Here is a 23,960-nt window from a genome sequence, read left to right on the forward strand (position 1 = left end):
CGTGCTCGGTTCTGTTGCGACGTCTGGCGGTTTGGCCCAACAGGTTTCTTCGTGCAAGGGAAACCCGCGACCGCCGGGTCAGGCAGGTCGTCGCAGCAGCGCTGTCGCAACACCCATCCCCATCAGCGTCACCCCGCCCGCCCGCGTCAGTCCGGTCACCACCCCAGGCCGCCCGACCCAGCGGCGTAGCCGGTCAGCGAGCAGCGCGTAGGCAAGCGCATTGATCGCAGCGAGGCCAACAAAGGTGGCGATGAGGATGGCGAACTGCGGCAGCAGCGCCTGATCAGGCCGCAGGAATTGCGGCACAAAGGCGATGAAGAAGGCGATGGATTTCGGGTTCAGCGCAGTGACGGCGGCGGCATGCCAGAAGACACCGCGCGCGCTGACATCGCCACCGGTTTTGACCGTGGACAGCCCCTCAGACGGGGCGCTGCGCAGCAATTTGTATCCCAGCCACAGCAGATAGGCCGCGCCCACCCATTTGAGCACCAAAAACAGCGTGGCCGAGGCCATCACCAGCGCACCCAGCCCGGCCAGAGAGGCGCTCATCGCGATCAGATCCCCCAATGCCACGCCCGAGGCCGAGGCGACCGCGACGCTACGGCCCTTTGAGAGCGCATAGCTCAGCACCAGCAAGACGGTGGGGCCGGGGATCAGCAGAAGCGCGGTGGAGGCTGCCACGAAGGCGAGCCAGAGATCGAGTGACATATGGGGATTTCCTCATGTTTTGCGTAGCCTGCGCAAAGGGCGGCCTCTTTGCAAGCCCGGGATAAGGTGGGCCAACGGACAGATGAAGAAGATTTCATCCTCTGCCCTCTCCTAGAGACTTGAACGCGGTTTTCAGGGCAATCACATTGAAGGCAGGCAGGTGAAAGGCGGGAGGGCGGCATGTACGACACGATCGAGATTGAGATCGACAAGAGACCGGGGCAAGACACGCCCGGACGCTCGCCCGCGCGCCGTATCCTGATCGCGGTCCTGGTGGCCGTGGCTGCGGCCTATGTCGCAGCTTCGGCTTATATGTACCTGTTTCAACGCTCATTTGTCTTCAAACCGAGCGGCGAAGTCATCTCTGCATCAGCAGCGGGCGTGCCCGAGGTCACGGAAGACACCGTGCGGATGGCTGATGGCACCGAGGTGATCGTCTGGACGGCGCCCCCGGCCGTAGAGGGGGCTCCGACGGTGCTGTTCTTCCATGGCAATTCCGGCAATCTGAGCGACCGGGCAGACCGGTTCCGGTATGTTCTGGACAGCGGCTATGGCCTCTATGCGCCGGGCTACCGGGGCTTTCCCGGTAGCGAGGGATCGCCTTCGGAAGCCGCGTTCATCTCTGATGGACTGGAGCATTTCGACCTTGTGTCCGCGCGCGGCGGGCCGGTGATCGTGCATGGCCAAAGCCTTGGCACGGGTGTCGCCACGGCCGTCGCGGCGCAGCGGTCCGGTGTCGATCTGCTGGTGTTGGAGGCGCCTTATACCGCAACGGTGGATATGGCTGCAGAGCAATATCCCTGGCTGCCGGTTTCCTTGCTGATGAAGGATCAATTCGCCTCACGCGAGTGGATCGGGGATGTCGATGCGCCGGTCTTCATCATGCATGGCACGGCTGACGATGTGATCCCTGTCTCCCATGGCGCGGCTCTGTTCGAGTACGCCAATGACCCCCGGACCCTGGAAATCGTCGAAGGCGCGGATCACGGCAATCTGTGGTCGCATGGCCTTTGGGACGAGGTTCAACGCCAAATGGGCGCGAGGGCACGGTGATGCGTTTGCGCGAAACCCGGGGCTTTTCAGCCCGTCCGACCTGGTTCAGTGACCCGACGCATCAGGCCTTCCAATGGGCCGCGTGGGAAGATCTTTTGCCAAATGACGGCGTAGATCGAACAAAGCGCGCAGAACCCCAAGGCGATCGCAACGATCTGTGGTGCCGAGAGCGATCCGTCCAGCAGGTCGAACGCGTCCAGCGCGCCCATGCCGATCAGGATATGCGCGACATAAAGCGTGAGGGCCTGTCGCCCCGGCGCGGTAAGGAAGCGCCCGATCCGCAATCGCTCAATCACAGGCCAGAGTTTGAGTGTCAGGCCGATGGTGACGCAGGCGGTGCCGGTTCCGGCAAGAATGTAGAACGGGCCGGGGGGAATGGATTCGGTGCCGAAATAAAGCGCAAGTTCGGGGTCCTGCGGCAGATATTGCGGGATCAGCGCTGCAAGCGCAGCGGCGAGGCCCCATAAGATCAGGCGATGCTGAATGCAGAGGGTGCGCAGGTCTGATCGACCGATTGCCATGCCGATCAACAGGAAGGCTGCCCAGGGCAGCACCGGATGCCAGCCGTTGAAGACTGTATTGCGCAGGAAACCGGGCAGGTTCCAGAGATCGGAATAGGTCAGGCTCTCCCAGTCCCAGCCGGCGTCATAGTTGAACAGCGAGACAGCGACAAAGGCAGCCGCGACGATCCCGAGCGCGCCGGTCCAGAGCAGCCCGGGGCGCGCCGTCAGAAACGCCGCGCCGACCACGAAGTAGAGCGCATAGAAATGCAGGATATCGGCCTCGAAGATCGTCATGTTGACCATCCCCAGCGCAAACAGGAAAGCAGCGCGGCGCAAAAGCAGGCCAGCGGCTATTCGCGAAAGCGACACGCCGATCCCCGCCAGCACGACAAACAAAGCCGCCGCGCGCCCTTCCAGCGCGTCGATCAGGGTCGATGCCCAGCCGGTCCCCGGCGCGACCTCGGCCGCGATCCGGAAATTGACCAGAACCATCCCGCAAAAGGCCAGATACCGCGCGGCATCCAGCCCCTCCAGGCGTGTCACAGGATTCGGCCTGCCACAGCATCCAGCTTGGCCAGCAAGGCCGGGTCGCGTTTTTCCGGCACCGTCAGGATCGCGTATTCCAGCGCCCGGTCGCAGCCATGCGGGCAGGGCGCACGCTCTGCCCCCAACAGCGCGGGTAGGCCCTTGATCAGCGCGCGGCCCTTGTCGGCATTTCCGGTCAAGGTTGCGATGATCGCGGTCACGTCCACCTCGCCGTGATCGGGGTGCCAGCTGTCGTAATCGGTGACCATCGCGATCGAGGCGTAACAGAGCTCTGCCTCGCGGGCGAGTTTGGCTTCGGGCATGTTGGTCATGCCGATCACGTCGCAGCCCCACTGCTCGCGATACATCTTCGATTCCGCCAGGGAGGAAAACTGCGGGCCTTCCATGGCCAGATAGGTGCCGCCGCGATGGATGTTGATGCCCGCCGCGCGGCCTGCGGTTTCGCAAGCGTCGCTCAGGCGCGGGCAGGTGGGGTGGGCGACGCTGACATGAGCGACGCAGCCACTGCCGAAAAAGCTCTTTTCGCGGGCAAATGTCCGGTCGATGAACTGATCCACGATCACGAAGTCGCCCGGCGCCATCTCTTCACGAAAAGATCCGCAAGCCGAGACCGAGATCACATCGGTCACCCCCAACCGTTTCAGCGCGTCGATATTGGCGCGGTAGGGCACGTCGGTGGGCGCATGCACATGACCGCGCCCGTGACGGGGCAGAAAGGCCATCTCGACCCCTTCCAGTGATCCGGTCAGGATCTGGTCCGAGGGTGTGCCCCACGGGGTCTCGACGCTCACCCATTCGGGTTTTTCCAGCCCGTCGATGTCATAAATGCCCGATCCGCCGATCACGGCGATTTTTGTGCTGCTCATGGCGTTGTCCTCGTTGGATATTTGCCGGGATCGTGGCGGGGGCCGCGCGGGATTTCAACCGCGAAAACTCACTGCTGCCGGATTGCGCCCGCCAGCATGGACGCGACCAGAGCGGTGATCAGCCAGCCCGCGCCGGTGCAAAACCAGCGAGCCCACCAGAGTACCTTCCCCATCGGGCCACGCGTAGTTGAGGGTGCCCAGGCATCGGTCTGCGAGAAGTTGACGATCGGGATCACCAGATCGGCGGCATAGGCAAGCGGCTGAAACGTCTCCCAATCCTGCCCCGGTTCTTCGGGCGCGGACCAGAGAGCGGCTGGGTTGCAAGCCTCAGTGCCATATCCCGGATCACCTCGGGTACAGCGGATTTCGGCGACCTGCTGCCATCCCGGCGAAACGAGTACCGGGCCTGAATTAGGCGCAAAAGAACCCTCACTCCAGGTCAGTTGCGCCATGATCGCCGCCGCAATGATCAACCCCAACAGCCAGAACAAGCACCGAAAGGGATAATGTCCGTAGCCCAGCACCACGCGCAGCATCTGGTCCCAGAGCCAGCGAAGAACATTCACGGAATCCCACCACAGGCTGCGAAAGCCAACCGAAACATCCCCGGTGGGCGTTACGCTGGAGAGCGCGCGGATATTCCGCCGGATCAACTGCTCGCGCCGGAACAATACCATTTTGGCGTCGCTTTCATGCCCCATGGAGCGTAGCGTATTGGCCAGATGGGTGAAGGGCTGCGGAAAGAACTCTCCCCGCCAAAACGCTCCCTTCTCCAACCATTCGATCCGGCGTTTGGCATCTGTGAAAGAGGCACTTATTCGGTCATAGGTGAAGCCAGCAAGAATGAGCCGCCTGCCACCAGGCCAACTTTCGGGGTCGTCAGCCAGATCGCTGACATGGGCCGAAGCAAAACTGAGCCGTCCGCTTTTGATTTCGACCTCGCGCCAGAAGAGGCCGCCCATGACGGTAAGGCGTTGTGCGTTGAGTGCTTCCTCCCCTTGGATCTCGAACTGTGCGCCGTTACAGAGGAACTGACCACTAACGGTCGCACCGATCAAGGTGACCTCGCCTCTGCTGACAATCTGTCGGAGGCTTAGGTTGCCACCAACTTGAACACCTGAAGCATTGAGCGCTCTGCCGTCATTTGGTTCGAACTGAGCGCCCCGGCAAGCCAACTGACCGGATATTTTCGCGTCGGTCAGAGAAATCTCCCCTTTGGCGACGATACCACGGAGAACGATGTCGCTGCCTGCGCGTAGCCCGTGTGCATCTACTGCCCGCGCATTGTTGGGATGAAAGAACGCGCCTGCGCAGTCGAATTGGCCGTTCACAACTGCGCCGGCAAGAGAGATTTCTCCTGTGGTCTCTGTATCCCTAAGAAACAAATGACCCTCTATTTTGGCGCCTTGTGCGTTCAGTCCTCGTAAGACGCTCCCCGCCAGATGAAGCGCTTCGATCCGACTTTGTATGGCGATGATCGGGGATCGAAAACGGCACGAGACCAGACTGACCAAGCCGTTGGTGCGGACAAAACTAAAATCGAGCTCTCCCGTTACATGCGCGCCTCTTACCATCACGCCCCAGCCGCGCACCGGTTTGGCCTTGCAGCCGCCAAGGATCAGATAGCGCAACACCTCTGCGCGCAATTCGCGGCCGGGGCTTGGTCGTCCCTCTGGCGGCAGTATGCCGTCGCCCAGGATGCACTCTTCGCCTTCTGCGCAGGCCGCGATTAGCTGGCGTTCGGCCGGGGTCAGCCAGTCGTCTCCGCCGAGCGCTTCGATGTCCTGCCAGCTGTGGATCTTGGGCATGGGCTCTCCTTTTCCGTGTGCGCAGCGTAGCGGAATGCTCTGGCATGAGAAGGGGTGCGCGCAGGACCCATGCGCATGATGCATGGCAGCATCCCATTCAGTGCGGTGGCTCAGCCGTCGCCAAGCCTGTATGACGCCCCATCGCCGCGAACAGACCCGATATCAGGACACAGCCATGCTAAGCGCCCTCAAGGCAGCTTTCGAAAGCCGATTCGCCTATCCCGACCTCAGATGGATGCCGGACGAGAAACTGACGCCCTCGCGTCTGCGGATCGAGCTGCTCTCGGGGCTGACCGTTGCGCTGGCGCTGGTGCCCGAGGCGGTGGCCTTTGCATTTGTGGCGGGGGTGCATCCTCTGGTCGGGCTTTATGCGGCGTTTCTGGTCGGGTTGATCACTGCATTGATCGGCGGGCGTCCGGGTATGATCTCGGGCGCGACCGGGGCGCTGGCGGTTGTGATGGTCGCACTGGTGGCGCAGCACGGGGTCGAGTATCTGTTTGCCACTGTCGTGCTGATGGGCCTCCTGCAGATCATCGCGGGCGTGATGCAATGGGGCAAGTTCATCCGGCTGGTGCCGCATCCGGTGATGCTGGGCTTTGTGAACGGGCTGGCAATCGTGATCTTTCTGGCGCAGCTGGGGCAGTTCAAGGTGCCGGGCTCGATGGAAAACACCGGCCACGGAATGAGTGGGGGCGAATGGCTTTCGGGCATGCCGCTTTATCTGATGCTTGCGCTGGTGGCGCTGACCATGGCGATCATCTGGGTGATGCCGCGTGTCACGCGCATTGTGCCCGCGCCTTTGGCCGGGATCGGGATTGTGGCCATTCTGGTGATTGCGTTGGGGCTGGATGTGCCGCGCGTGGGCGATCTGGCCTCGATCCAGGGCAGCCTGCCGCCATTGCATATTCCGATGGTGCCGCTGAACTGGGAGACCTTCGAAATCATCCTGCCTTACGCGGTCATTCTGGCGGCGATCGGGCTGATTGAATCGCTGCTGACGCTGAACCTTGTGGGTGACATGACCGGCAAGCGCGGCGGTGCCTCACAGGAATGTATCGCGCAGGGCGTAGCCAACACGGTCACAGGCTTCTTTGGCGGCATGGGCGGCTGTGCGATGATCGGCCAGTCGATGATCAATGTGAAATCCGGCGGCCGGACGCGTGTGGCAGGCATTGCGGCGGCGGTATTCCTGCTGATCTTCATCCTGTTTGCCGCACCGCTGATCGAGCAGATCCCGCTGGCCGCTCTGGTTGGCGTGATGTTCATGGTGGTGATCGGCACCTTCGCCTGGAACTCGTTCAAGATCATGCGCAAAGTGCCCTTGATGGACGCCTTTGTGATCGTGCTGGTGACCGTTGTGACGGTGATGGAAGACCTCGCTGTTGCGGTTGTGGTTGGCGTCATCGTCTCGGCGCTGGCTTATGCCTGGAACAATGCGCGGCGCATCCATGCGGTGACCCGCGAGTCGGTGACCGAGAAGGGCGCGAAGGTCTATGAAATACAAGGGCCGCTTTTCTTTGGGTCGTCTGACGGCTTTGCTGAACTGTTCAACATCGCCGACGACCCGGACACCGTGATTGTGGATTTTGCCGCCAGCCGGGTTGTCGATCAATCCGCCCTGCAGGCCATCGAAGCGGTTGCCGGAAAATATGAGGCGGCAGGCAAGACGCTGATGCTGCGTCATCTGAGTCGGGATTGCCATCAGTTGCTGACTAAGGCGGGCCATCTGATGATCGACAGCGATGATGATCCCGAATACGGGCTGGCGGTGGATTACTCGGTGCGCACCGGCATTCTGGGCGGCCACTGAGGTTTTCTGATCCAGCGGAGCGCGCCTTTGGCGTGCGCTCTTTTTCTTGTGGGCTGATGCTCAGTGGCGAGGTTTTTGCCCCGCTATGGAGTTTTCAGCGGGCCGAGGCGATTTCACGCAATCGGGCGACGTCTCCTGAGAGTAATACAGGCTCAGCCCGTTCGATCAATTCTGCCGGCCAGTTCCACCATTCCATATCCAATAGCAGAGCGGCCGTTTCTGGCGGGAAACGATGCCGGACGACCTGCGCCGGGTTGCCGGTCACGATTGAGTAGGGCGGGATGTCTCCGCGCACCACGCTGCCTGCGCCGATGATGGTACCGCTGCCGATCTGCGCGCCGGGCAGGATCAGGGCGCCATAGCCAATCCAGACATCATGACCGATCACCGTGTCGCGTGTGTCGGGCTGATAGTCGCTGCGGTTTTCCAGATCGAAGGCGGGGAAGGGGAAGGTGGTCAGCCCGTCCATGGCATGATTGGCCGAAGCGGTGATGAAGCGGACACCATGGGCGATCTGGCAGAACTTGCCGATGCGCAGGGTCTCTTTCGAGAAGGCGAACAGATACGGGGCCAGCCGCGCGCACCAATCCTCAGGCGGGTCGAAATCGGACGCATAACTGAAATCGCCCGCCTGAAACCGGGGATGGTCGATCACGCGGTTGAGAAATACTGAACCCTTGTGCTCGGTGCCATCGGGCAGCATGATCGGATAGCGGCGGGTTGGATCGGGAAAGGGCATCAGTCGTCGGGCCGGGCGAGGCTGAAGAGGTCGGTCACCACCGAGTAATCGCGATAGCCCAGCCGGGCCAGCGGTTGGTAGCTCGTGACGTCAAAGATACCGTCGCGCAGGCAATCGTCGCGCAGGTGGATGCCCGTCACCTCGCCAAAGACCACGTGGTTTGAGGCACCGGGCAGGGTCGTGATCTGGGTCAGCCGACATTCCAGCGCCGCCGGGGCATCAGCGATGCGGGCGCAGTCGATGGTCTCGCAGGGCTGAGCAATCAGGCCCGCATGGGCGAACTCATCCACATCATGCGGCAGTGCTGCGGAACTGGCATTCATGGCGTCGCGGGACGCGTACTCGACGATGTTGACACAGAACACGCCCGTCTGGCGGATGTTGGACAGGCTGTCCTTGCCCTGTTCCTGATCTTGCTTGCTGCCGGTTGACGCGAACATCACCTGTGGCGGTTCGTACGCGACACCGTTGAAGAAGGAATAAGGCGCGAGGTTGTTCACGCCCTGAGCATCCCGGCTGGAAATCCAGCCGATGGGGCGCGGTGTGATGATGGCATTGAACGGGTTGTGCGGCAGACCGTGGCCATCTTCGGGGCGATAGAACATTGTGTGCGTCTCCAAGCATTTGCCCAAGGGGTAGCGAAGTGATAGGGCGATTGCCACCGTTGAATGAGAGGCGCGCGGGCAGGTGATCGAAGTCAGGCCGGAACAACCCGATGACTGGTGGGAGGTCGAGGCTCTGCTCGACCTCTGTTTCGCGCCGGGCCGCGAGGCGCTGTCCTCGTACCGGTTGCGCGACGGGGTCGAACCGGTGCGCGGGTTGTCGCAAGTGGCGCGTGATTCTGATGGCACGCTGGCGGGCGCAATCCGGTTCTGGCCGGTGCATGTGGGGGCGGTGGATGCGTTGCTGCTGGGGCCGATTGCGGTGCACCCGACCCGCCAGGGCGAAGGTCTGGGCGGCTTTCTGATTCAGGAAGGGCTGGAGGCCGGGCGCGACAAGGGCTGGCAGCGGGTGATGTTGGTAGGCGACGCGCCTTATTATGGCCGCTTCGGCTTCGGCAGACTTGAGGCGGTAGAGATGCCGCCACCAACCAATCCGGAACGGGTTCTTGGTCATGATCTGGTTCCAGATGCGTGGCGGGGTATTTCTGGCATCGTTTCCCGCTGGAGTCGGTGAAGCATTGAATTCCGCAGGCTCACCCCCGATCTTTAGGGGCAGGAGAGTTTCGGATGCATGATGTCATTATCCCCGCACCGGTCGATCTGGATGCCGAACTGGATCGGATCGCGGCGCGGTACAAATCTGCCGGCGGGGCCGGGGTGCAGATGCTCAACCTCTTGGGCGGCAAGGCCGAAGGGTTGCTGGGCCGGCTGCCCGGACCGGTGCGCGCTGGGCTTTATGAAGGCACGGAACAGGCGCTCAAGGTGGCGATGCAGGCTGCGCAGGGCTCGCGCCGGGCGGTGCCGGACCAGAAACCCTGGGTCAATACCGCCGTGACCACCGCCATGGGCGCGGCAGGGGGCTTGGGCGGGATGCCGTCTGCTCTGGTGGAACTGCCGCTGACAACCACCATGCTGCTGCGCGCCATTCAGGGGGTTGCGGCGGCCGAGGGTTTCGATCCCGCTGCCGAAAATGTGCGGTTTGACTGCGTGCGCGTCTTTTCCGCCGCCGGACCGCTTGAGGTTGATGATGGGGCCGATCTGGGTTTCCTCTCGGTCCGTCTGACGCTGACCGGCACGGCGATGCAAAAGCTGATGTCGATGGTTGCGCCGCGGCTGGCGACCGTTCTGGGGCAGAAACTGGCGGCGCAGACCGTGCCGCTGCTTGGTGCCGTGGCCGGGGCGGGGACGAACTATGTTTACACGCGCTATTATCAGCAGGTGGCGCATGTGCATTTCGGGCTGCGCAGGCTGGCCATCCATGCGGATATGCCGCAGCAGGATCTGGTTGCACTTCTTGCCGAAAGGTTGAATCTTCCACCACCACGCCAGTAGAGGATGCTCAATTTTCGCTGCGTCAATTTTGAGTTATTCTCGGCAAGTTTATTTTGATGTTAAGCGCCGAGCCTGTATGACAATATCAGAGCCTCGGGTTTTGGAAGACAGATGATTCAATACGCGTTGAAATGCAGCCACGGCCATAGCTTTGACAGCTGGTTTCAGTCCGCAGCAGCCTATGACAAGCTGCAGGCAGCGGGCATGGTGGTCTGCGCGGTCTGTGGCGATGTGCAGGTGGAGAAGGCGATCATGACGCCCCGCGTCCGTCCTGCCCGCAACGCGGTTGATGCTCCGAATCCCACGCCAGAGACACAAGGTGATGCGGTACCGCTGAACGTGCCGCGCAACGCCGCCGAACAGGCGCTTGCAGAGCTGCGAAAACGGGTCGAGGACACATCCGACTATGTCGGGCGTGAATTTGTCAGCGAGGCGCGCAAGATGCATTTGGGCGACTCGCCCGCGCGTGCGATCTATGGCGAGGCCAAGCTGGACGAGGCGCGCGCGCTGGTCGAAGATGGTGTGCCGGTCGCCCCTCTACCCTTTGTTCCGAACCGCAAGTCTAACTGACATGCATGTCCTGATCACTGGCGCCAATCGCGGCATTGGCCGGGCCTTGGCCGAGCGCTATCGCGCGGACGGGCATGAGGTCACCGGGACGGCCCGTGACGGCAGTCAGGCCATTACTCTGGATGTCACCAACCCCGCGCAGCACGCAGATGTGGCTGAGGCGCTTTCCGGGCGCGCGATCGATCTGCTGATCTGCAATGCCGGGGTCTATCTGGACAAGGGGCATCGTTTTGAGGATTACGACAGCGACATCTGGGCACAGACATTTGCGGCCAATGTCACCGGCGTGTTCCTGACTGTTCAGACGCTGTTGCCGCATCTTCGCGCCGCCCAGGGCAAGATCGCAGTGCTGTCCTCGATCATGGCGTCGCATACGCGCGCGCCCGGTGGCAGTTATGTCTACCGGGCCTCGAAGGCAGCGGTGCTAAACCTGGGGCGCAACCTTGCGACGGACCTTGAGCCGCAAGGCATTGCGGTGGGCATCTACCATCCCGGCTGGGTACGCACGGATATGGGCGGAACCGGTGCCGACCTGCACGTGGATGAGGCCACATCAGGCCTCTTGGATCGGTTCAACGCGCTTTCGCTCGCGACGACGGGTTGTTTCGAAGCCTGGGACGGGTCGCCGATTGCCTATTGAGGTTTGACGGCGTTTGCCGGGACCTCGAACACCTCGTTAGGCTCGATGAAGATCATCATCACGCCGCCGCTGACCTCGTGGTTCATCGGCGAGGTGGAGCTGGACGAGGTCGGCTCACCATTCTCGAAATAGATCCGGCGCACCTCTCCGGTGGGCAGTTGCACCGCCAGAGTGGCCTCGCCATCGTCTTTCAGGCGCAATTCAGCGGGGCATTGTGCGATGGGCTGATCCGCGATGGCGGCGCAGGGAATGGTGCCCAGGGCGTTCTGGCCGTCGGTCCCGGATACGGTCGCGGATTGTGCCGCGACCTGCGTCGCGGTGAGGGTCAGGGCCAGGGTCAGAACGCGCATGAGAAATCCTTTGGTGTTTTGCTCGCCGGACGGTGGCAGCCACTCTGGCCAAAGTAAAGTTTGATATCGCGGCAACGCCGTTTCGCAGGGTCGCGGGGCTGACCGCACCGGGATGCCCACTTGCCCTTGCGCGCGGCCTCGCATAAGACCCCCCTGATCGGAAATCCAAGGCGCGGAGACGACAAGCCCTATGCCCACGCTCGTGATGAAATTCGGTGGCACTTCGGTGGCCAATCTCGACCGTATCCGCCGCGCGGCCAAACGCGTCGGCGTTGAAGTGGCCAAGGGCTATGACGTGATCGTCATCGTCTCGGCCATGTCTGGTAAGACCAACGAGTTGGTCGGCTGGGTCGACGAAACCTCGCCGCTCTATGATGCCCGCGAATATGATGCGGTTGTGTCCTCGGGCGAGAACGTGACCGCTGGTCTGATGGCGCTGACCCTGCAGGAAATGGATGTGCCTGCGCGCAGCTGGCAGGGCTGGCAGGTGCCGCTGCTGACCACCTCCGCCCATAGCCAGGCCCGGATCGAGGATATCCCGACCGAGAACATCAACGCCAAGTTCGCCGAAGGCATGAAGGTGGCTGTGGTTGCTGGCTTTCAGGGGCTCAGCCCCGAGGGTCGTATCACCACGCTGGGCCGGGGCGGCTCGGACACCACCGCCGTCGCCTTTGCCGCCGCCTTCGATGCGGAACGCTGCGACATCTATACGGATGTCGATGGCGTCTATACCACTGATCCGCGCATCTGCGAGAAGGCGCGCAAGCTGGACAAAATCTCGTTTGAGGAAATGCTGGAATTGGCCTCGCTCGGGGCCAAGGTGCTGCAGACCCGCTCGGTCGAGTTGGCCATGCGTTTTGGCGTGCGGCTGCGTGTGCTGTCCAGTTTCGAGGAACAATCCGATAATGCGGGCACGCTGGTCTGTGCCGAGGAGGATATTATGGAATCCAATGTCGTGGCCGGTGTGGCCTATTCCCGCGACGAAGCAAAAATGACGCTGGTGTCGGTCGCCGACCGCCCCGGTATCGCCGCCACCATCTTCACCGCGCTCAGCGAGGCGGGGGTGAATGTGGACATGATCGTGCAGAACATCTCGGATGAAGGGCGCACCGACATGACCTTCTCCTGCCCCACCGATCAGGTGGCGCGCTCGGAAAAGGCGTTGCAGGAAATCAAGGACGCCGGTGAGTTGAACTATGCCGAGCTGGTTGCCGACGAGGATGTTGCCAAGGTTTCGGTTGTGGGCATCGGCATGCGATCACAATCAGGGGTTGCGGCCAAGATGTTCAAGATTCTTTCTGATGAAGGAATCAACATCCGCGTCATCACAACCTCCGAGATAAAGATTTCGGTTCTGATTGATCGGAAATACATGGAACTTGCTGTTCAGGCGCTGCATGATGCGTTTGACTTGGACAAGGCAGCCTGAGGCAGACACGCCCAAAGGCCGCCGGTCAAATCAGATTGAACGGGGCCTATGGCGGATAGTACGGAAAGCGGATCCAGAAAACTCCTCGGGCGTCTGCGCGAGGCGATGGCCAGCGACTCTGCCGGTCAGGAACGTCTGGACAAGATCACCCATCTGATTGCCAGCAGCATGGGCACAGAGGTCTGTTCCATCTACTTGTTCCGGGATGAGGACACGCTGGAGCTTTGCGCAACCGAAGGCTTGAAAGCCGAGGCCGTGCACCAGACCCGGATGCGGATGGGCGAGGGGCTGGTCGGCCGGGTTGCCCGCTATGGCAAGGTTGTGAACACGCCTGATGCGCCTGCGGCAAAGGGCTTCCGCTTTATGCCGGAAACCGGCGAAGAGCGGTTTTCCTCTTTCCTTGGCATCCCGATCCAGCGGCTTGGTGAGAAGCTGGGCGTGCTGGTCGTTCAGTCCCGCGACACGCGTGAATACCTGGCCGACGAGGTCTATGCGCTGGAAGTGGTGGCCATGGTTCTGGCCGAGATGACCGAGCTAGGTGCCTTTGTTGGCGAAGGTGCGGCCCTGTCGCCCCTGCACCAGCAATCGGTGCTGCTGCGCGGTGGGACCGGCCAGGAAGGCACCGCCGAGGGCCATGTGTGGCTGCATGAACCGCGCGTCGTCATCACCAACCCGATCGCTGATGACCCCCACGTTGAACGGACCCGCCTCAAGGATGCGGTCGAAGAACTGCGCGTCGGCGTCAACAAGATGCTTGAGATGTCCCAGAACGGTGACAAGGAGCAATTACAGGTTCTCGAAGCCTATCGGATGTTTGCCAATTCCAAAGGCTGGATGCGCCGGATGGAAGAGGATATCGCGCGGGGGTTGAGTGCCGAGGCTGCCGTCGAAAAGGAACAATCGCAGGCGCGTGCGCGGATGGAGCAGGTGTCCGACGCCTATCTGCGCGAACGGCTGGCGGATCTGGATGACCTCAGCAACCGGTTGCTGCGCATTCTGACCGGGCAGGGCAAAGAAACTGGCGTCGACTTGCCGCCCGATCCGATCCTGATCGCGCGCAATATCGGGCCGGGCGAGTTGCTGGAATATGGCCGGTCGCTGCGTGGGATCGTGCTGGAGGAAGGCTCGGTTGGCAGTCACGCAACTATCGTCGCGCGTGCGCTGGCCATTCCGCTGGTGGTTCATGCCAAACGGATCACGACCGAGGCGCTGAATGGCGATCACATCATGGTCGATGGCGATCAGGGCATCGTGCATCTGCGCCCGGATGACACCGTGGTGACCGCTTTTCGCGACAAGATCGCGATGCAGGCCGAAGCACAGGAACGCTATGCCTCGATCCGCGACAAGCCTGCGGTGACCGTTGATGGCAAGCAGATCAGTCTGGTGATGAATGCCGGGTTGATGGCGGACCTGCCCTCGTTGCCCAGTTCCGGGGCCGAAGGTGTTGGGCTATTCCGGACCGAGCTGCAGTTTCTGGTGCGCAACCAGATGCCCAAACGATCGGAACTGGTGGCGCTTTACAGCCGGGTGTTGGACGCGGCGCGCGGTAAGCGCGTGGTGTTCCGGACGCTCGATATCGGGTCTGACAAGGTTCTGCCTTACATGAAACCCACGGATGAACCGAACCCTGCCTTGGGCTGGCGCGCGATCCGGGTTGGTTTGGACAAACCGGGCATCATGCGGATGCAATTGCAGGCACTGATCCGGGCAGCGGATGGCCGCCCTCTGACCATCATGTTCCCCTTCGTGGCGCAAGCCGAGGAATACCGCGCCGCCCGCGCCGAGGTGGACAAAACCATCGCACGCGAGGAACGGCTGGGCCATGTGCTGCCCGAAACGCTGGAGGTGGGCGCAATGTTGGAAACCCCCTCTCTCGCCTTCGCGCCACAGAAATTCTTTGACGAAGTTGGCTTCCTGTCCATTGGCGGCAATGACCTAAAGCAGTTCTTCTTCGCCGCCGACCGAGAGAACGAGCGCGTGCGCCGTCGCTATGATACACTGAACGCAAGCTTCCTCAGCCTGATCGAACGGATTGTGGAACGCTGCGCCATCTCGGGCACATCGCTGAGCTTTTGCGGCGAGGATGCGGGCCGCCCGGTCGAGGCGGTGTGTCTGGCCGCCATGGGCATACGGACGCTGTCCATGCGCCCGGCGTCCATCGGACCCGTCAAAAGTCTGCTGTTGCGGACAAACCTCGATGATCTGCGCAAGGTGATCCTGGATGCCCGCCACCGGGGCGAGCAAACCGTGCGACCGGCGGTAATGGAGTGGTTCCGACAAAACCGGTGACCCCTGCGCGTGCACGGTTTTGAGCCCTCTGAATGAGTTCACTCTTGCAATTCGGGTGCGGATCGGCAATTAAGCCGGTAAATGTTATCGCTAACAGTGGCCATTACGCGGGCGACAGCAACCCGCTTGCAGGCCAGAACTGGAGCCAAACCATGGTGTCGCGTGTCATCCCCGTGGATCCCTTTGATCTCGTCCTGTTCGGTGCGACCGGCGATCTGGCGAAACGCAAGATCCTGCCGGGTCTGTTTCACCGGTTCGAGGTTGGCCAGATGCCGCCCGAGGCGCGCATCATCGGTTCTGCCCGGACCGAGATGGACGCAGAGGCGTTTCGTCAGGCCACCAAGGACGCCATCGAACAGTTCACGCCGGACAGCCCCACACGCGCCAAGACCTTGGCGGCGTTCCTCGAACGTCTGGATTATGTGACGGTTGATGTCTCTTCTGATCAGGGTTGGCAGGCTTTGGCGCAGACGCTCAGGCCGGATGTGGTGCGCGCCTTTTATCTTTCGGTCGGCCCGTCGCTTTTTGCCGACATCGCAAACCGCTTGCATGAATGTGGTCTGGCCACGCCGGACAGCCGGATCGTCGTCGAAAAGCCCTTTGGCCGTGATCTGGCCTCGGCCCGCGCATTGAACGAAGGATTGCGGGCCTGTTTCGAAGAGCATCAGATTTACCGAATCGACCATTATCTGGGCAAGGAAACGGTGCAGAACCTGATGGCGCTGCGCTTTGCCAACTCGCTTTTTGAACCACTCTGGAATGCCACCCATGTGGATCACGTGCAGATCACCGTGGCAGAAAGCATCGGCATCGACGGGCGCGGCGCTTATTATGATCAGTCCGGCGCGATGCGCGACATGGTGCAGAACCATCTTGTGCAGCTTTTGTGCCTGACCGCGATGGAGCCGCCCTCGAAATTCACGCCCAACGCGGTGCGTGACGAGAAGGTCAAGGTGATCGAGGCGCTGGAGCCTGTTGACCCCGCTGATATCGCGCGCGGCCAGTACCGGGCCGATGGGGGCGGGGATGGCTATCGCGACCATGTCGGCAACCCCTCCAGCAGCACCGAGAGCTTCATTGCGATGAAGGTCAGCGTTGCCAATTGGCGCTGGTCGGGCACGCCTTTCTATTTGCGTACCGGTAAGCGGCTGCGGGCGCGGGAATCCGAGATTGCGGTGGTGTTCCGCGACCCGCCGCACACGATCTTTCCCAATGTTGGCCGGTTGCGTGGCAATGTGCTGGTGATCCGCCTGCAGCCGGATGAAGGGATCACCCTGCGCACGACGATCAAGGACCCCGGTCCGGGCGGTTTGCGCCTGTCCGAGGTGTCGCTGGACATGAGCTTTGCCGAGGCGCTGGGCGCGGATGTGCGCCAGCAGGACGCTTATGAGCGCCTGGTGATGGATGTGATCCGGGGCGATCAAACGCTCTTCATGCGCGGTGATGAGGTCGAGGCTGCCTGGGCCTGGGTTGATCCCATCATCCGAAACTGGGAAGAAACCGGCGATCAGCCTGCGGCGTATGATCCTGGCAGTTCCGGCCCGGAAGAAGCGCTGATGCTGATGCATCGTGACGATCGCCGCTGGCGCCATATAGGAGGGTGACATGGACGTGCACCGCACCATTCAGGATGTGACCCGACGCATCATCGAGCGCAGCGCCCCTTCTCGCGACCGCTATCTGGACCGGATGGATCAGGCCGCCAGCAAAGGCCCGGCGCGCGCCCATCTGAGTTGCAGCGGGCAGGCGCATGCCTATGCCGGGGCAGGATCGGATCAGCAGGCGCTGGCGACCGGTTCGGCAGGCAACCTGGGGATCGTCACGACCTATAACGACATGCTCTCTGCGCATCAGCCGTTTGAACGCTTCCCCGACCTGATCCGGGCGGCTGCCCGCGACGCAGGCGGCACGGCGCAGGTCGCGGGCGGTGTTCCGGCCATGTGCGACGGGGTCACGCAGGGCGAGGCGGGGATGGAGCTGTCGCTGTTTTCGCGCGATGCGATTGCGATGGCGACCGGCGTGGCGCTCAGCCACAACACGTTTGACGCGGCGGTGTTTCTGGGGGTTTGTGACAAAATCGTTCCCGGATTGGTCATTGCGGCGCAGAGCTTTGGCCATCTTCCGGCGGTCTTCCTGCCCGCCGGTCCCATGACCAGCGGCTTACCCAACGATGAGAAGGCCAAGGTGCGTCAGCAATTTGCCACCGGCGAGGTCGGGCGCGACGCGCTGATGGCCGCCGAAATGGCCGCGTATCACGGACCGGGCACCTGCACCTTCTATGGCACCGCCAATACCAACCAGATGCTGATGGAGTTCATGGGGTTGCACCTGCCGGGCGCGAGCTTTGTGAACCCGAACACGCCCTTGCGCGACGCGCTGACCGAAGAGGGTGCAAAACGCGCCCTGTCGCTGAGCGCGCTGGGCAACAACTATACGCCAGCCTCCAAGGTGCTGGACGAAAAGGCCTATGTGAACGGCATCGTGGGTTTGATGGCCACGGGGGGCTCCACCAACCTGCTCATTCACCTGCTGGCCATGGCGCGCGCGGGCGGCATCCACCTGGATTGGCAGGACTTCTCCGAGATTTCCGAAGTCGTGCCGCTGGTGGCGCGGGTCTATCCTAACGGGCTGGCCGATGTGAATCATTTCCATGCGGCAGGCGGGTTGGGCTACACCATTCATACCTTGATGGACGAAGGCCTGCTGCATCCCGACACCACCACCGTGGCGGGGCAGGGGCTGGCCGAATATACGCGTGAGCCCAAGCTGATCGACGGCGGACTGGTCTGGCAGGACGGCGCGGGCGCGTCGCTGAACGACAAGATTCTGCGCCCGGCAGCGGACCCGTTTCAGAACACCGGCGGTCTGTCGCGGCTGAGCGGATCGCTCGGCACCGGGGTCATGAAAGTTTCGGCAGTTGCGCCCGAACACCGGGTCGTTGAGGCGCCTGCGCGTATCTTCAACGATCAGGAAGAGGTGAAAGCAGCGTTCAAGGCCGGAGAGTTCACTGGCGACGTGGTCGTTGTCGTTCGCTTCCAGGGACCAAGGGCCAATGGCATGCCGGAGCTGCATTCGCTGACCCCGATGTTGTCGATCCTGCAAGGCCGCGGGCACAAGGTGGCGCTGGTCACCGATGGTCGGATGTCGGGCGCGTCAGGCAAGGTACCCGCCGCAATCCATGTCTGCCCCGAGGCGCTGGATGGCGGCCCGATTGCCCGGCTACAGGACGGCGATCTGGTTCGGGTCGATGCGGTGTCGGGCGATCTTGAGATTCTGACCGAAGGGGTGCTGGATCGTGATCCGGTACAGGCCGACCTGACCGGCAATGAGTTTGGCACCGGGCGCGAGATGTTCGCCCTGTTCCGCCGCAATGTAAGCCGGGCTGATGCCGGCGCTACCGTATTTGGAGATTTCTGATGGTATCGAAATCCACCCGCGCTCGTGAGATCTGCGCGCTTGCGCCCATCGTTCCGGTGTTGGTCGTCGATGACCTGGCCCATGCCGTTCCGCTGGCACAGGCCCTAGTGGCGGGAGGCCTTCCCGCGCTTGAGGTGACCTTGCGCACACCGGTGGCGCTCGACGTGATCCATGCCATGTCGCAGGTTGCAGGCGGCGTTGTCGGCGCGGGCACGCTGGTCACGCCCGAGGATGTGCGGGCGGCCAAGGCGGCGGGCGCGCAGTTCGGAGTGTCCCCCGGTGCGACCGATGCTTTGATCGCGGCCTGCGAGGCCGAAGGCCTGCCGCTGCTGCCAGGGGCCGCCACTGCCAGCGAGGCGATGCGCCTGCTGGAGGCGGGCTATGACATGCTCAAATTCTTCCCGGCCGAGGCGTCGGGCGGGGCGCCTGCGCTGAAAGCCATCGGCGCGCCGCTGCCGCAAATCTCGTTCTGTCCTACTGGCGGCGTCTCACCCGCCAACGCTGACAGCTATCTGTCGCTGTCCAATGTGGTCTGCGCCGGGGGCAGCTGGGTCGCCCCGAAAGACAAGGTTCAGGCCGGTGACTGGGCCGGGATCGAGGCGCTCGCCCGCGACGCCGCTGCGTTGGGCTGAGACAACCTCAGCCCGCCAGCTTGTTCACCATGCGCCGGAACCAGGTCTCCTTGGGCGCGTCGAGATGCGGGGCTTTTGGGGTCAGCGCGTCAACGCCTGCCTGATCCACGACCGTCAACCCGTCCTGGAACTGCAGCCGGTAGAGATCGGCATAGATGCCGCCCCGCGCCAGCATCTCGTCGTGGGTGCCATGATCCACGACGCGGCCGCGATCCATCACCACAATCTTGTCGGCGTTGCGAATGGTTGAGAGCCTGTGTGCGATCACAATGGTTGTGCGCCCGCCCGACAGACGGTCCAACGCCGCCTGCACCACTTTCTCCGATTGCGCATCCAACGCACTGGTCGCCTCGTCCAGAAGCAGGATCGGCGTGTCACGCAACAGCGCGCGCGCAATGACAACCCGCTGGCGCTGGCCCCCGGACAAGGCTGAGCCGCGCGGGCCGACCTGCGTGTCCAGACCATTGGCCAGCTTTGGGATGAAATCCGCGACATGCGCGGCCTCCAGCACTTTCTGCAGGGTCTCATCTGACACGTCGGTCCGGCCCAGCAGGATGTTCTCGCGCACGGATTCGTCAAACAGCAGCGCATCCTGCGTCACCACCGCAAAAAGCCCGCGCAGATCGGGAAAGCTCAACTCGTTGACCGGCACACCGCCGACGGTCACCGAGCCCTGCGCAGGATCAACAAGCCGGGTCAGTACATTGAAAACGGTGGATTTTCCGGCCCCTGATGCACCCACCAGCGCTGTGGTTTTGCCTGACTCGGCGACCAGCGACAACTCGCGCAACACCTGCGCATCACCATAGCTGAGAGAGACGTTTTTGAGTTCCACCCCCGGGCGACCTTTCGGAGCAGGCTTCGGATTGGCAGGCGGTAGCAGCTTGACCGGCGCATCCATCAGTTCCTTCACACGCTCCAGCGCGGCTGCGGCGGCCTGCCATTTGCCACTCATCGCCGCGATGCGCCGAGCCGGATCAAAAGCCAGGCCAATCGCCGTGAAAAAGCTCATGAACTGACCAACGGTCTTGTCCCCGTTGATGATCTCGGCCCCGCCATAAAGCAGCACGCCCATAAAGCCGACACCCGCCATGACGTCGATCAGGGCAGTGATCGAGGCCGTGCCAATTGTCGACTTGATGCCTGCGCGGACAAACTTTTCGTTGCCCTGGGCAAATCGGCTGACCTGATACTCTTCCAAGCTGTTCAGCTTGACCGGTGTGATCCCGTGAAAGGTTTCGTCCAGTCGCACCGCAAGCGACGCGCCAAGGTCGCGGACCTTTGAGGCCTGTTTCCTGACATAGCGCTGCGCTGCCCCGATAGGCAGGAACATCAGCGGAATGCCCACCAGCATGATCAAGGTCCAGATCACATCCACATTCATTGCAACACCCAGCAACACCACAAGTGAGATCACGTTCTTGCCCATGCCGGTGATGATCATCTGCCAGACCGCATTGACCGATCCAACATCGGTCTGAACGCGCTGGATCAGGTATCCGGGGGGATGGACCTGATGGAAGGACGTATCCTGCCGCACCATCTGCGCCAGCATGTCGATGCGCAGATTTGCGGCCATCTTCTGTGATACGCGGGCTAGCAGAATCTTCTGGGCGACACCGGCCAGACCGCGTGTTGTGAAGATCAGGAAAAACACAACACTGACCCAGACCAGCGCGTCTTCGTTGCCCTGAACGAAGACGTTGTCGAACATGGGCTGCATCATGTAGCTGAGCGCGCCAACCATACTGCCCTCGAGAATCATAAAAAACGAGGCAACCAACAATACCCAGCGATACCGCCGCAGATAGTCTGTCCAGACCCACGCGATGAGTTCGCGGGCGGTGTAGGTTGGTTTGCTCATAAAAGGGCCTTGTGAGGGAGAGGGTAGGAGAATGACGTATGATTGGTCATGACGGGCCCATTTAAGCAGGTGGGGGGCACGTTGCAAGCTGTTGGGGTCGCTGCTAGGGCATTGACGCAGCATCTCGGCTCCCTAGTGTGTACAAAAAACATCAGAGGTTTCAGCATGATCGACGGGTTCAGTCTGGCCCATGGGCGCAGCTATCTGGCTATTCCCGGCCCCTCGGTGATGCCCGACGCTGTGCTGCGCGCGATGCATCGGGCCTCGCCCAATATCTACGAAGGCGAACTGGTCGACCTGACCCATGCGCTGATCCCGGATCTGCTGCGGGTGGCGCGCAGCGATGGGGATGTGGCCATCTATATCGCGAATGGTCATGGTGTCTGGGAGGCGGCGCTTGCCAATGTCATCGCGCCCGGCGACCACGTTCTGAGCGTCGCCACCGGTGCATTTGGCCAGGGCTGGGCAGAGATGGCGCGCGGGCTTGGGGCCGAGGTCGAGGTGCTCGATTTCGGAACCCGCTAGGGTTGGGACCCGGAACAGGTGGTCGAGGCGCTGCGCGCAGACAAGGCGCATCGCATCAAGGCTGTGCTTGCGGTGCATGTGGATACGTCCAGCTCCGTGCGCAACGACATCCCGGCGCTGCGCAGGGCGCTGGATGAGGCCGGGCATCCGGCGCTTCTGATGGCGGATTGCATCGCCTCGCTGGGCTGCGACCGGTTCGAGATGGATGCCTGGGGCGTCGATATCACGGTGGCGGCCTGTCAGAAGGGCCTGATGGTGCCCGCCGGTGTCGGGTTTGTCTTTTTCAACGATAAGGCGGCCTCGGTTCGCAGCGGCATGGAGCGGGTCTCGCGCTACTGGGACTGGACCACGCGGGTCGATCCGCCCCTGTTCTATCAGTATTTCGGAGGCACGCCGCCGACACAGCATCTTTTTGGTCTCCGCGCTGCGCTGGACCTGATCCATGCGGAAGGGATAGAAAATGTCTGGCGGCGGCACGCGGTTCTCGCACAGGCAATCTGGGCGGCCTGCGACGTCTGGGGCAGCGCGGGCACGCTGAAATTCAATATATCCGATCCCGCGCAGCGCTCGCATGCGGTGACTGCGCTGCATCTGGACGGGGCGAATGGCACCCGCCTGCGGCACTGGGTCGAGCAGAACCTTGGCCTGACCCTCGGCATCGGGCTAGGGCTGGCCGAATACCGGACGCCGGAATGGGATGGCAATTTCCGGCTGGGGCATATGGGCCATGTGAACGGGCATATGATCCTGGGCTTGCTCGGCGGGATTGAGGCGGGCCTGACCGCGCTCGACATTCCCCATGGCGGCGGAGCGGTGGATGCTGCCGCACGCGTGATTGCAGGGCTCTAGGTGCCTCGTCTTGCGCGCAGGCGCGTGATCCCGTGGTTGAGCAGGGCCGCCAGCGCCAGCACCGCCAGCAACCCGTAAAGCGCCCAAATCACGATGAAAATCCATGTCAGGTTGATCCCGGCCATGATCAGGGCAGGCAGCGTGTAATCCGGTGCGCGGGGTATCCTGTGGTCGTCCATGCCGATCCTGTCGGGCTCCTGTGCCGTTGCTGGCGCAGGATATCAGCCCTTGGCGATCCGGTCCAATGCCCCCTCCAACGCGCGGGGCAGGGCGGCGGCAAAGGCGTCCAGATCAGCGTCGGTCCCGCAGCTGATGCGGATACAGCGGTTCTGGGGGGCGGAAAACGGCATGCGCACAAAAATGCCAAGCGCGATCAGGTTTTCCAGCACCTGCTTTGCAAATTCCGCATCACGCCCGCAATCTATGGCCACGAAATTGGCCGCAGAAGGCAGCGGTGTCAGCCCGTTTTGCCGCGCAATATCTGCGATCCGCGCACGCGACCCGGCGATCCGGGCCGTCACATGGCTAAGCCACGCGCCGTCCTGCAAGGCCGCAAGGGCCGCGATCTGGGCCGAGCGGTTCATGCCGAAATGATTGCGTACCTTGTTGAAGGCGGCGATCAGTTCCGGCGCGCCGATCGCATAGCCGACGCGCGCGCCCGCCAGCCCGTGCGCCTTGGAGAATGTGCGCATGCGGATCACCCGTGGATCATCGGCGGTTATCGCGGCCGCGGTCCCTTCGGGCGCGCATTCGATATAGGCCTCGTCCAGCACCAGCAGCGTGCCTTCGGGCAGCTGTTCCAGTGCCGCAACGATCCGGTCGCCGGAATGCCAGCTGCCCATGGGATTGTCGGGATTGGCCAGATAGACCAGCTTGGCATCCGTCTCGGCGGCCTTGCCGAACAGCGCCTCTGGGTCCTCATGATCGTCGCGATAGGGCACCTTGTGCAGCACCCCGCCAAAGCCCGCCACATGGTAGTTGAAGGTGGGATAGGCCCCGTCAGAGGTCACCACCGCATCGCCCGGCCCCACCATCAGACGCACCAGATAGCCCAGCAAGCCGTCGATGCCTTCGCCCACCACGATATTGTCGGGGCTCACGCCGTGATGCACGGCGAGCGCCCGCCGCAGATCGTGATTCTCCGGGTCGCCATACATCCACAAGCCGGCGGCGCTGTCCTGTAGCGCCGCGATGGCCTTGGGTGACGGGCCGAACACATTCTCATTCGCCCCGATCCGCGCCTCGAAAACCGCACCGCGTGCGCGCTCCTGCGTTTCCGGCCCGACAAAGGGAACGGTTGCGGGCAGGGATTGGGCAAGCGGGGTATAGCGCGGATAGGTCATGGCTGCAGATAAACGGATCGCA

General features: G+C 62.4%; 21 protein-coding genes and 1 pseudogene. 12 read left to right on the forward strand and 10 right to left on the reverse strand.

Features of this window, described 5'->3' with window-relative positions; genetic code table 11:
- Positions 1-78 precede the first annotated feature (78 nt).
- A complete protein-coding gene (locus AB1E34_RS05400) occupies positions 79-708 on the reverse strand; it encodes a LysE family translocator (RefSeq protein ID WP_372571312.1) in 630 nt (209 codons plus the stop codon).
- A 180-nt stretch (positions 709-888) separates the two neighbouring features.
- Between AB1E34_RS05400 and AB1E34_RS05405 the strand changes: the two genes are divergently transcribed.
- The gene (locus AB1E34_RS05405; RefSeq protein ID WP_372571313.1) at positions 889-1,761 is read left to right on the forward strand and encodes an alpha/beta hydrolase; all 873 of its coding nucleotides are present in this window, start codon (positions 889-891) and stop codon (positions 1,759-1,761) included.
- Between the two features lie 26 nt (positions 1,762-1,787).
- On the opposite strand, the gene AB1E34_RS05410 is transcribed toward AB1E34_RS05405, so the two are convergent.
- The 3 genes from AB1E34_RS05410 to AB1E34_RS05420 form a co-directional block, all read right to left on the reverse strand.
- The gene (locus AB1E34_RS05410; RefSeq protein WP_372571314.1) at positions 1,788-2,807 is read right to left on the reverse strand and encodes a DUF418 domain-containing protein; all 1,020 of its coding nucleotides are present in this window, start codon (positions 2,805-2,807) and stop codon (positions 1,788-1,790) included.
- Positions 2,804-3,676 carry an S-methyl-5'-thioadenosine phosphorylase gene (locus AB1E34_RS05415; RefSeq protein ID WP_372571315.1) on the reverse strand — a complete coding sequence of 291 codons (873 nt, stop codon included), beginning with the start codon at positions 3,674-3,676 and terminating at the stop codon, positions 2,804-2,806. Before AB1E34_RS05415 ends, AB1E34_RS05410 begins: the two co-directional genes overlap by 4 nt.
- A 68-nt stretch (positions 3,677-3,744) precedes the next feature.
- The gene (locus AB1E34_RS05420) at positions 3,745-5,484 is read right to left on the reverse strand and encodes a hypothetical protein (RefSeq protein ID WP_372571316.1); all 1,740 of its coding nucleotides are present in this window, start codon (positions 5,482-5,484) and stop codon (positions 3,745-3,747) included.
- Positions 5,485-5,659: 175 nt separating this feature from the next.
- Between AB1E34_RS05420 and AB1E34_RS05425 the strand changes: the two genes are divergently transcribed.
- A complete protein-coding gene (locus tag AB1E34_RS05425; protein ID WP_372571317.1) occupies positions 5,660-7,294 on the forward strand; it encodes a SulP family inorganic anion transporter in 1,635 nt (544 codons plus the stop codon).
- 94 nt (positions 7,295-7,388) lie between these two features.
- Here AB1E34_RS05425 and AB1E34_RS05430 read toward each other — a convergent pair whose 3' ends face one another.
- Positions 7,389-8,033, reverse strand: coding sequence for a CatB-related O-acetyltransferase (locus AB1E34_RS05430; protein ID WP_372571318.1), 645 nt, complete (start codon positions 8,031-8,033; stop codon positions 7,389-7,391).
- Complete coding sequence (locus AB1E34_RS05435) at positions 8,033-8,638, reverse strand: flavin reductase family protein (RefSeq protein ID WP_372571319.1); 606 nt, start codon at positions 8,636-8,638, stop codon at positions 8,033-8,035. The genes AB1E34_RS05430 and AB1E34_RS05435 overlap by 1 nt, the downstream gene beginning before the upstream one ends.
- Before the next feature lie 82 nt (positions 8,639-8,720).
- On the opposite strand from AB1E34_RS05435, the gene AB1E34_RS05440 reads away from it, so the two are divergent.
- The 4 genes from AB1E34_RS05440 to AB1E34_RS05455 all read left to right on the forward strand — a co-directional run bounded on the left by AB1E34_RS05440 (position 8,721) and on the right by AB1E34_RS05455 (position 11,237).
- On the forward strand, positions 8,721-9,209 hold the full coding sequence (locus AB1E34_RS05440; protein ID WP_372571320.1) for a GNAT family N-acetyltransferase: 489 nt from the start codon (positions 8,721-8,723) through the stop codon (positions 9,207-9,209).
- Between the two features lie 53 nt (positions 9,210-9,262).
- Entirely contained in the window at positions 9,263-10,027 is a 765-nt protein-coding gene (locus AB1E34_RS05445) for an EcsC family protein (protein WP_372571321.1), read from the forward strand.
- A gap of 111 nt (positions 10,028-10,138) precedes the next feature.
- The gene (locus AB1E34_RS05450; protein ID WP_372571322.1) at positions 10,139-10,597 is read left to right on the forward strand and encodes a DUF1178 family protein; all 459 of its coding nucleotides are present in this window, start codon (positions 10,139-10,141) and stop codon (positions 10,595-10,597) included.
- A 1-nt stretch (position 10,598) separates the two neighbouring features.
- Positions 10,599-11,237 (forward strand): SDR family oxidoreductase, encoded by a 639-nt coding sequence (locus AB1E34_RS05455; protein WP_372571323.1) that lies wholly within the window; start codon positions 10,599-10,601, stop codon positions 11,235-11,237.
- Here AB1E34_RS05455 and AB1E34_RS05460 read toward each other — a convergent pair.
- The gene (locus AB1E34_RS05460) at positions 11,231-11,587 is read right to left on the reverse strand and encodes a hypothetical protein (protein WP_372571324.1); all 357 of its coding nucleotides are present in this window, start codon (positions 11,585-11,587) and stop codon (positions 11,231-11,233) included. The two genes, AB1E34_RS05455 and AB1E34_RS05460, sit on opposite strands and share 7 nt — an antisense overlap.
- A gap of 190 nt (positions 11,588-11,777) precedes the next feature.
- Here AB1E34_RS05460 and AB1E34_RS05465 point away from each other — a divergent pair, with 190 nt between their 5' ends.
- From AB1E34_RS05465 to eda, 5 genes are all read left to right on the forward strand, one after another.
- Complete coding sequence (locus tag AB1E34_RS05465) at positions 11,778-13,016, forward strand: aspartate kinase (RefSeq protein WP_372571325.1); 1,239 nt, start codon at positions 11,778-11,780, stop codon at positions 13,014-13,016.
- 48 nt (positions 13,017-13,064) lie between these two features.
- Positions 13,065-15,308 (forward strand): phosphoenolpyruvate--protein phosphotransferase, encoded by a 2,244-nt coding sequence (gene ptsP, locus AB1E34_RS05470; RefSeq protein WP_372571326.1) that lies wholly within the window; start codon positions 13,065-13,067, stop codon positions 15,306-15,308.
- A gap of 152 nt (positions 15,309-15,460) precedes the next feature.
- Complete coding sequence (gene zwf / locus AB1E34_RS05475) at positions 15,461-16,912, forward strand: glucose-6-phosphate dehydrogenase (RefSeq protein ID WP_372571437.1); 1,452 nt, start codon at positions 15,461-15,463, stop codon at positions 16,910-16,912.
- A 1-nt stretch (position 16,913) separates the two neighbouring features.
- Entirely contained in the window at positions 16,914-18,725 is a 1,812-nt protein-coding gene (gene edd / locus AB1E34_RS05480) for a phosphogluconate dehydratase (RefSeq protein ID WP_372571327.1), read from the forward strand.
- Positions 18,725-19,357: a bifunctional 4-hydroxy-2-oxoglutarate aldolase/2-dehydro-3-deoxy-phosphogluconate aldolase gene (eda, locus tag AB1E34_RS05485; RefSeq protein ID WP_372571328.1), complete on the forward strand. Its 633-nt coding sequence runs from the start codon at positions 18,725-18,727 to the stop codon at positions 19,355-19,357. Before edd ends, eda begins: the two co-directional genes overlap by 1 nt.
- A 7-nt stretch (positions 19,358-19,364) precedes the next feature.
- Here the strand turns inward: eda and AB1E34_RS05490 are convergent, their stop codons facing one another.
- The gene (locus tag AB1E34_RS05490; protein ID WP_372571329.1) at positions 19,365-21,221 is read right to left on the reverse strand and encodes an ABC transporter ATP-binding protein; all 1,857 of its coding nucleotides are present in this window, start codon (positions 21,219-21,221) and stop codon (positions 19,365-19,367) included.
- 165 nt (positions 21,222-21,386) lie between these two features.
- Here AB1E34_RS05490 and AB1E34_RS05495 point away from each other — a divergent pair.
- A pseudogene (locus tag AB1E34_RS05495) lies at positions 21,387-22,595 on the forward strand (pyridoxal-phosphate-dependent aminotransferase family protein).
- On the opposite strand, the gene AB1E34_RS05500 reads toward AB1E34_RS05495, so the two are convergent.
- Positions 22,592-22,774, reverse strand: a complete 183-nt coding sequence (locus tag AB1E34_RS05500; protein WP_372571330.1) for a hypothetical protein — start codon at positions 22,772-22,774, stop codon at positions 22,592-22,594. The pseudogene AB1E34_RS05495 and the gene AB1E34_RS05500 sit on opposite strands and share 4 nt — an antisense overlap.
- Positions 22,775-22,816: 42 nt before the next feature.
- A complete protein-coding gene (locus tag AB1E34_RS05505) occupies positions 22,817-23,938 on the reverse strand; it encodes a pyridoxal phosphate-dependent aminotransferase (RefSeq protein ID WP_372571331.1) in 1,122 nt (373 codons plus the stop codon).
- Between the last annotated feature and the right edge of the window lie 22 nt (positions 23,939-23,960).

The sequence above is a fragment of the Ruegeria jejuensis genome, assembly GCF_041537905.1.
In the GTDB taxonomy this organism is placed as follows: domain Bacteria; phylum Pseudomonadota; class Alphaproteobacteria; order Rhodobacterales; family Rhodobacteraceae; genus Ruegeria_C.

Excerpts from the sequence above, each read along its gene's own strand:
- AB1E34_RS05435 (WP_372571319.1), bottom strand. The coding sequence starts at position 8,638 with ATGTTCTATCGCCCCGAAGATGGCCACGGTCTGCCGCACAACCCGTTC.
- AB1E34_RS05430 (WP_372571318.1), bottom strand. The coding sequence starts at position 8,033 with ATGCCCTTTCCCGATCCAACCCGCCGCTATCCGATCATGCTGCCCGAT.
- AB1E34_RS05415 (WP_372571315.1), bottom strand. The coding sequence starts at position 3,676 with ATGAGCAGCACAAAAATCGCCGTGATCGGCGGATCGGGCATTTATGAC.
- AB1E34_RS05460 (WP_372571324.1), bottom strand. The coding sequence starts at position 11,587 with ATGCGCGTTCTGACCCTGGCCCTGACCCTCACCGCGACGCAGGTCGCG.
- AB1E34_RS05400 (WP_372571312.1), bottom strand. The coding sequence starts at position 708 with ATGTCACTCGATCTCTGGCTCGCCTTCGTGGCAGCCTCCACCGCGCTT.
- AB1E34_RS05455 (WP_372571323.1), top strand. The coding sequence starts at position 10,599 with ATGCATGTCCTGATCACTGGCGCCAATCGCGGCATTGGCCGGGCCTTG.
- AB1E34_RS05505 (WP_372571331.1), bottom strand. The coding sequence starts at position 23,938 with ATGACCTATCCGCGCTATACCCCGCTTGCCCAATCCCTGCCCGCAACC.
- edd (WP_372571327.1), top strand. The coding sequence starts at position 16,914 with ATGGACGTGCACCGCACCATTCAGGATGTGACCCGACGCATCATCGAG.
- AB1E34_RS05420 (WP_372571316.1), bottom strand. The coding sequence starts at position 5,484 with ATGCCCAAGATCCACAGCTGGCAGGACATCGAAGCGCTCGGCGGAGAC.
- AB1E34_RS05425 (WP_372571317.1), top strand. The coding sequence starts at position 5,660 with ATGCTAAGCGCCCTCAAGGCAGCTTTCGAAAGCCGATTCGCCTATCCC.
- AB1E34_RS05405 (WP_372571313.1), top strand. The coding sequence starts at position 889 with ATGTACGACACGATCGAGATTGAGATCGACAAGAGACCGGGGCAAGAC.
- ptsP (WP_372571326.1), top strand. The coding sequence starts at position 13,065 with ATGGCGGATAGTACGGAAAGCGGATCCAGAAAACTCCTCGGGCGTCTG.
- AB1E34_RS05450 (WP_372571322.1), top strand. The coding sequence starts at position 10,139 with ATGATTCAATACGCGTTGAAATGCAGCCACGGCCATAGCTTTGACAGC.
- zwf (WP_372571437.1), top strand. The coding sequence starts at position 15,461 with ATGGTGTCGCGTGTCATCCCCGTGGATCCCTTTGATCTCGTCCTGTTC.
- AB1E34_RS05445 (WP_372571321.1), top strand. The coding sequence starts at position 9,263 with ATGCATGATGTCATTATCCCCGCACCGGTCGATCTGGATGCCGAACTG.
- AB1E34_RS05500 (WP_372571330.1), bottom strand. The coding sequence starts at position 22,774 with ATGGACGACCACAGGATACCCCGCGCACCGGATTACACGCTGCCTGCC.
- AB1E34_RS05465 (WP_372571325.1), top strand. The coding sequence starts at position 11,778 with ATGCCCACGCTCGTGATGAAATTCGGTGGCACTTCGGTGGCCAATCTC.
- AB1E34_RS05490 (WP_372571329.1), bottom strand. The coding sequence starts at position 21,221 with ATGAGCAAACCAACCTACACCGCCCGCGAACTCATCGCGTGGGTCTGG.
- eda (WP_372571328.1), top strand. The coding sequence starts at position 18,725 with ATGGTATCGAAATCCACCCGCGCTCGTGAGATCTGCGCGCTTGCGCCC.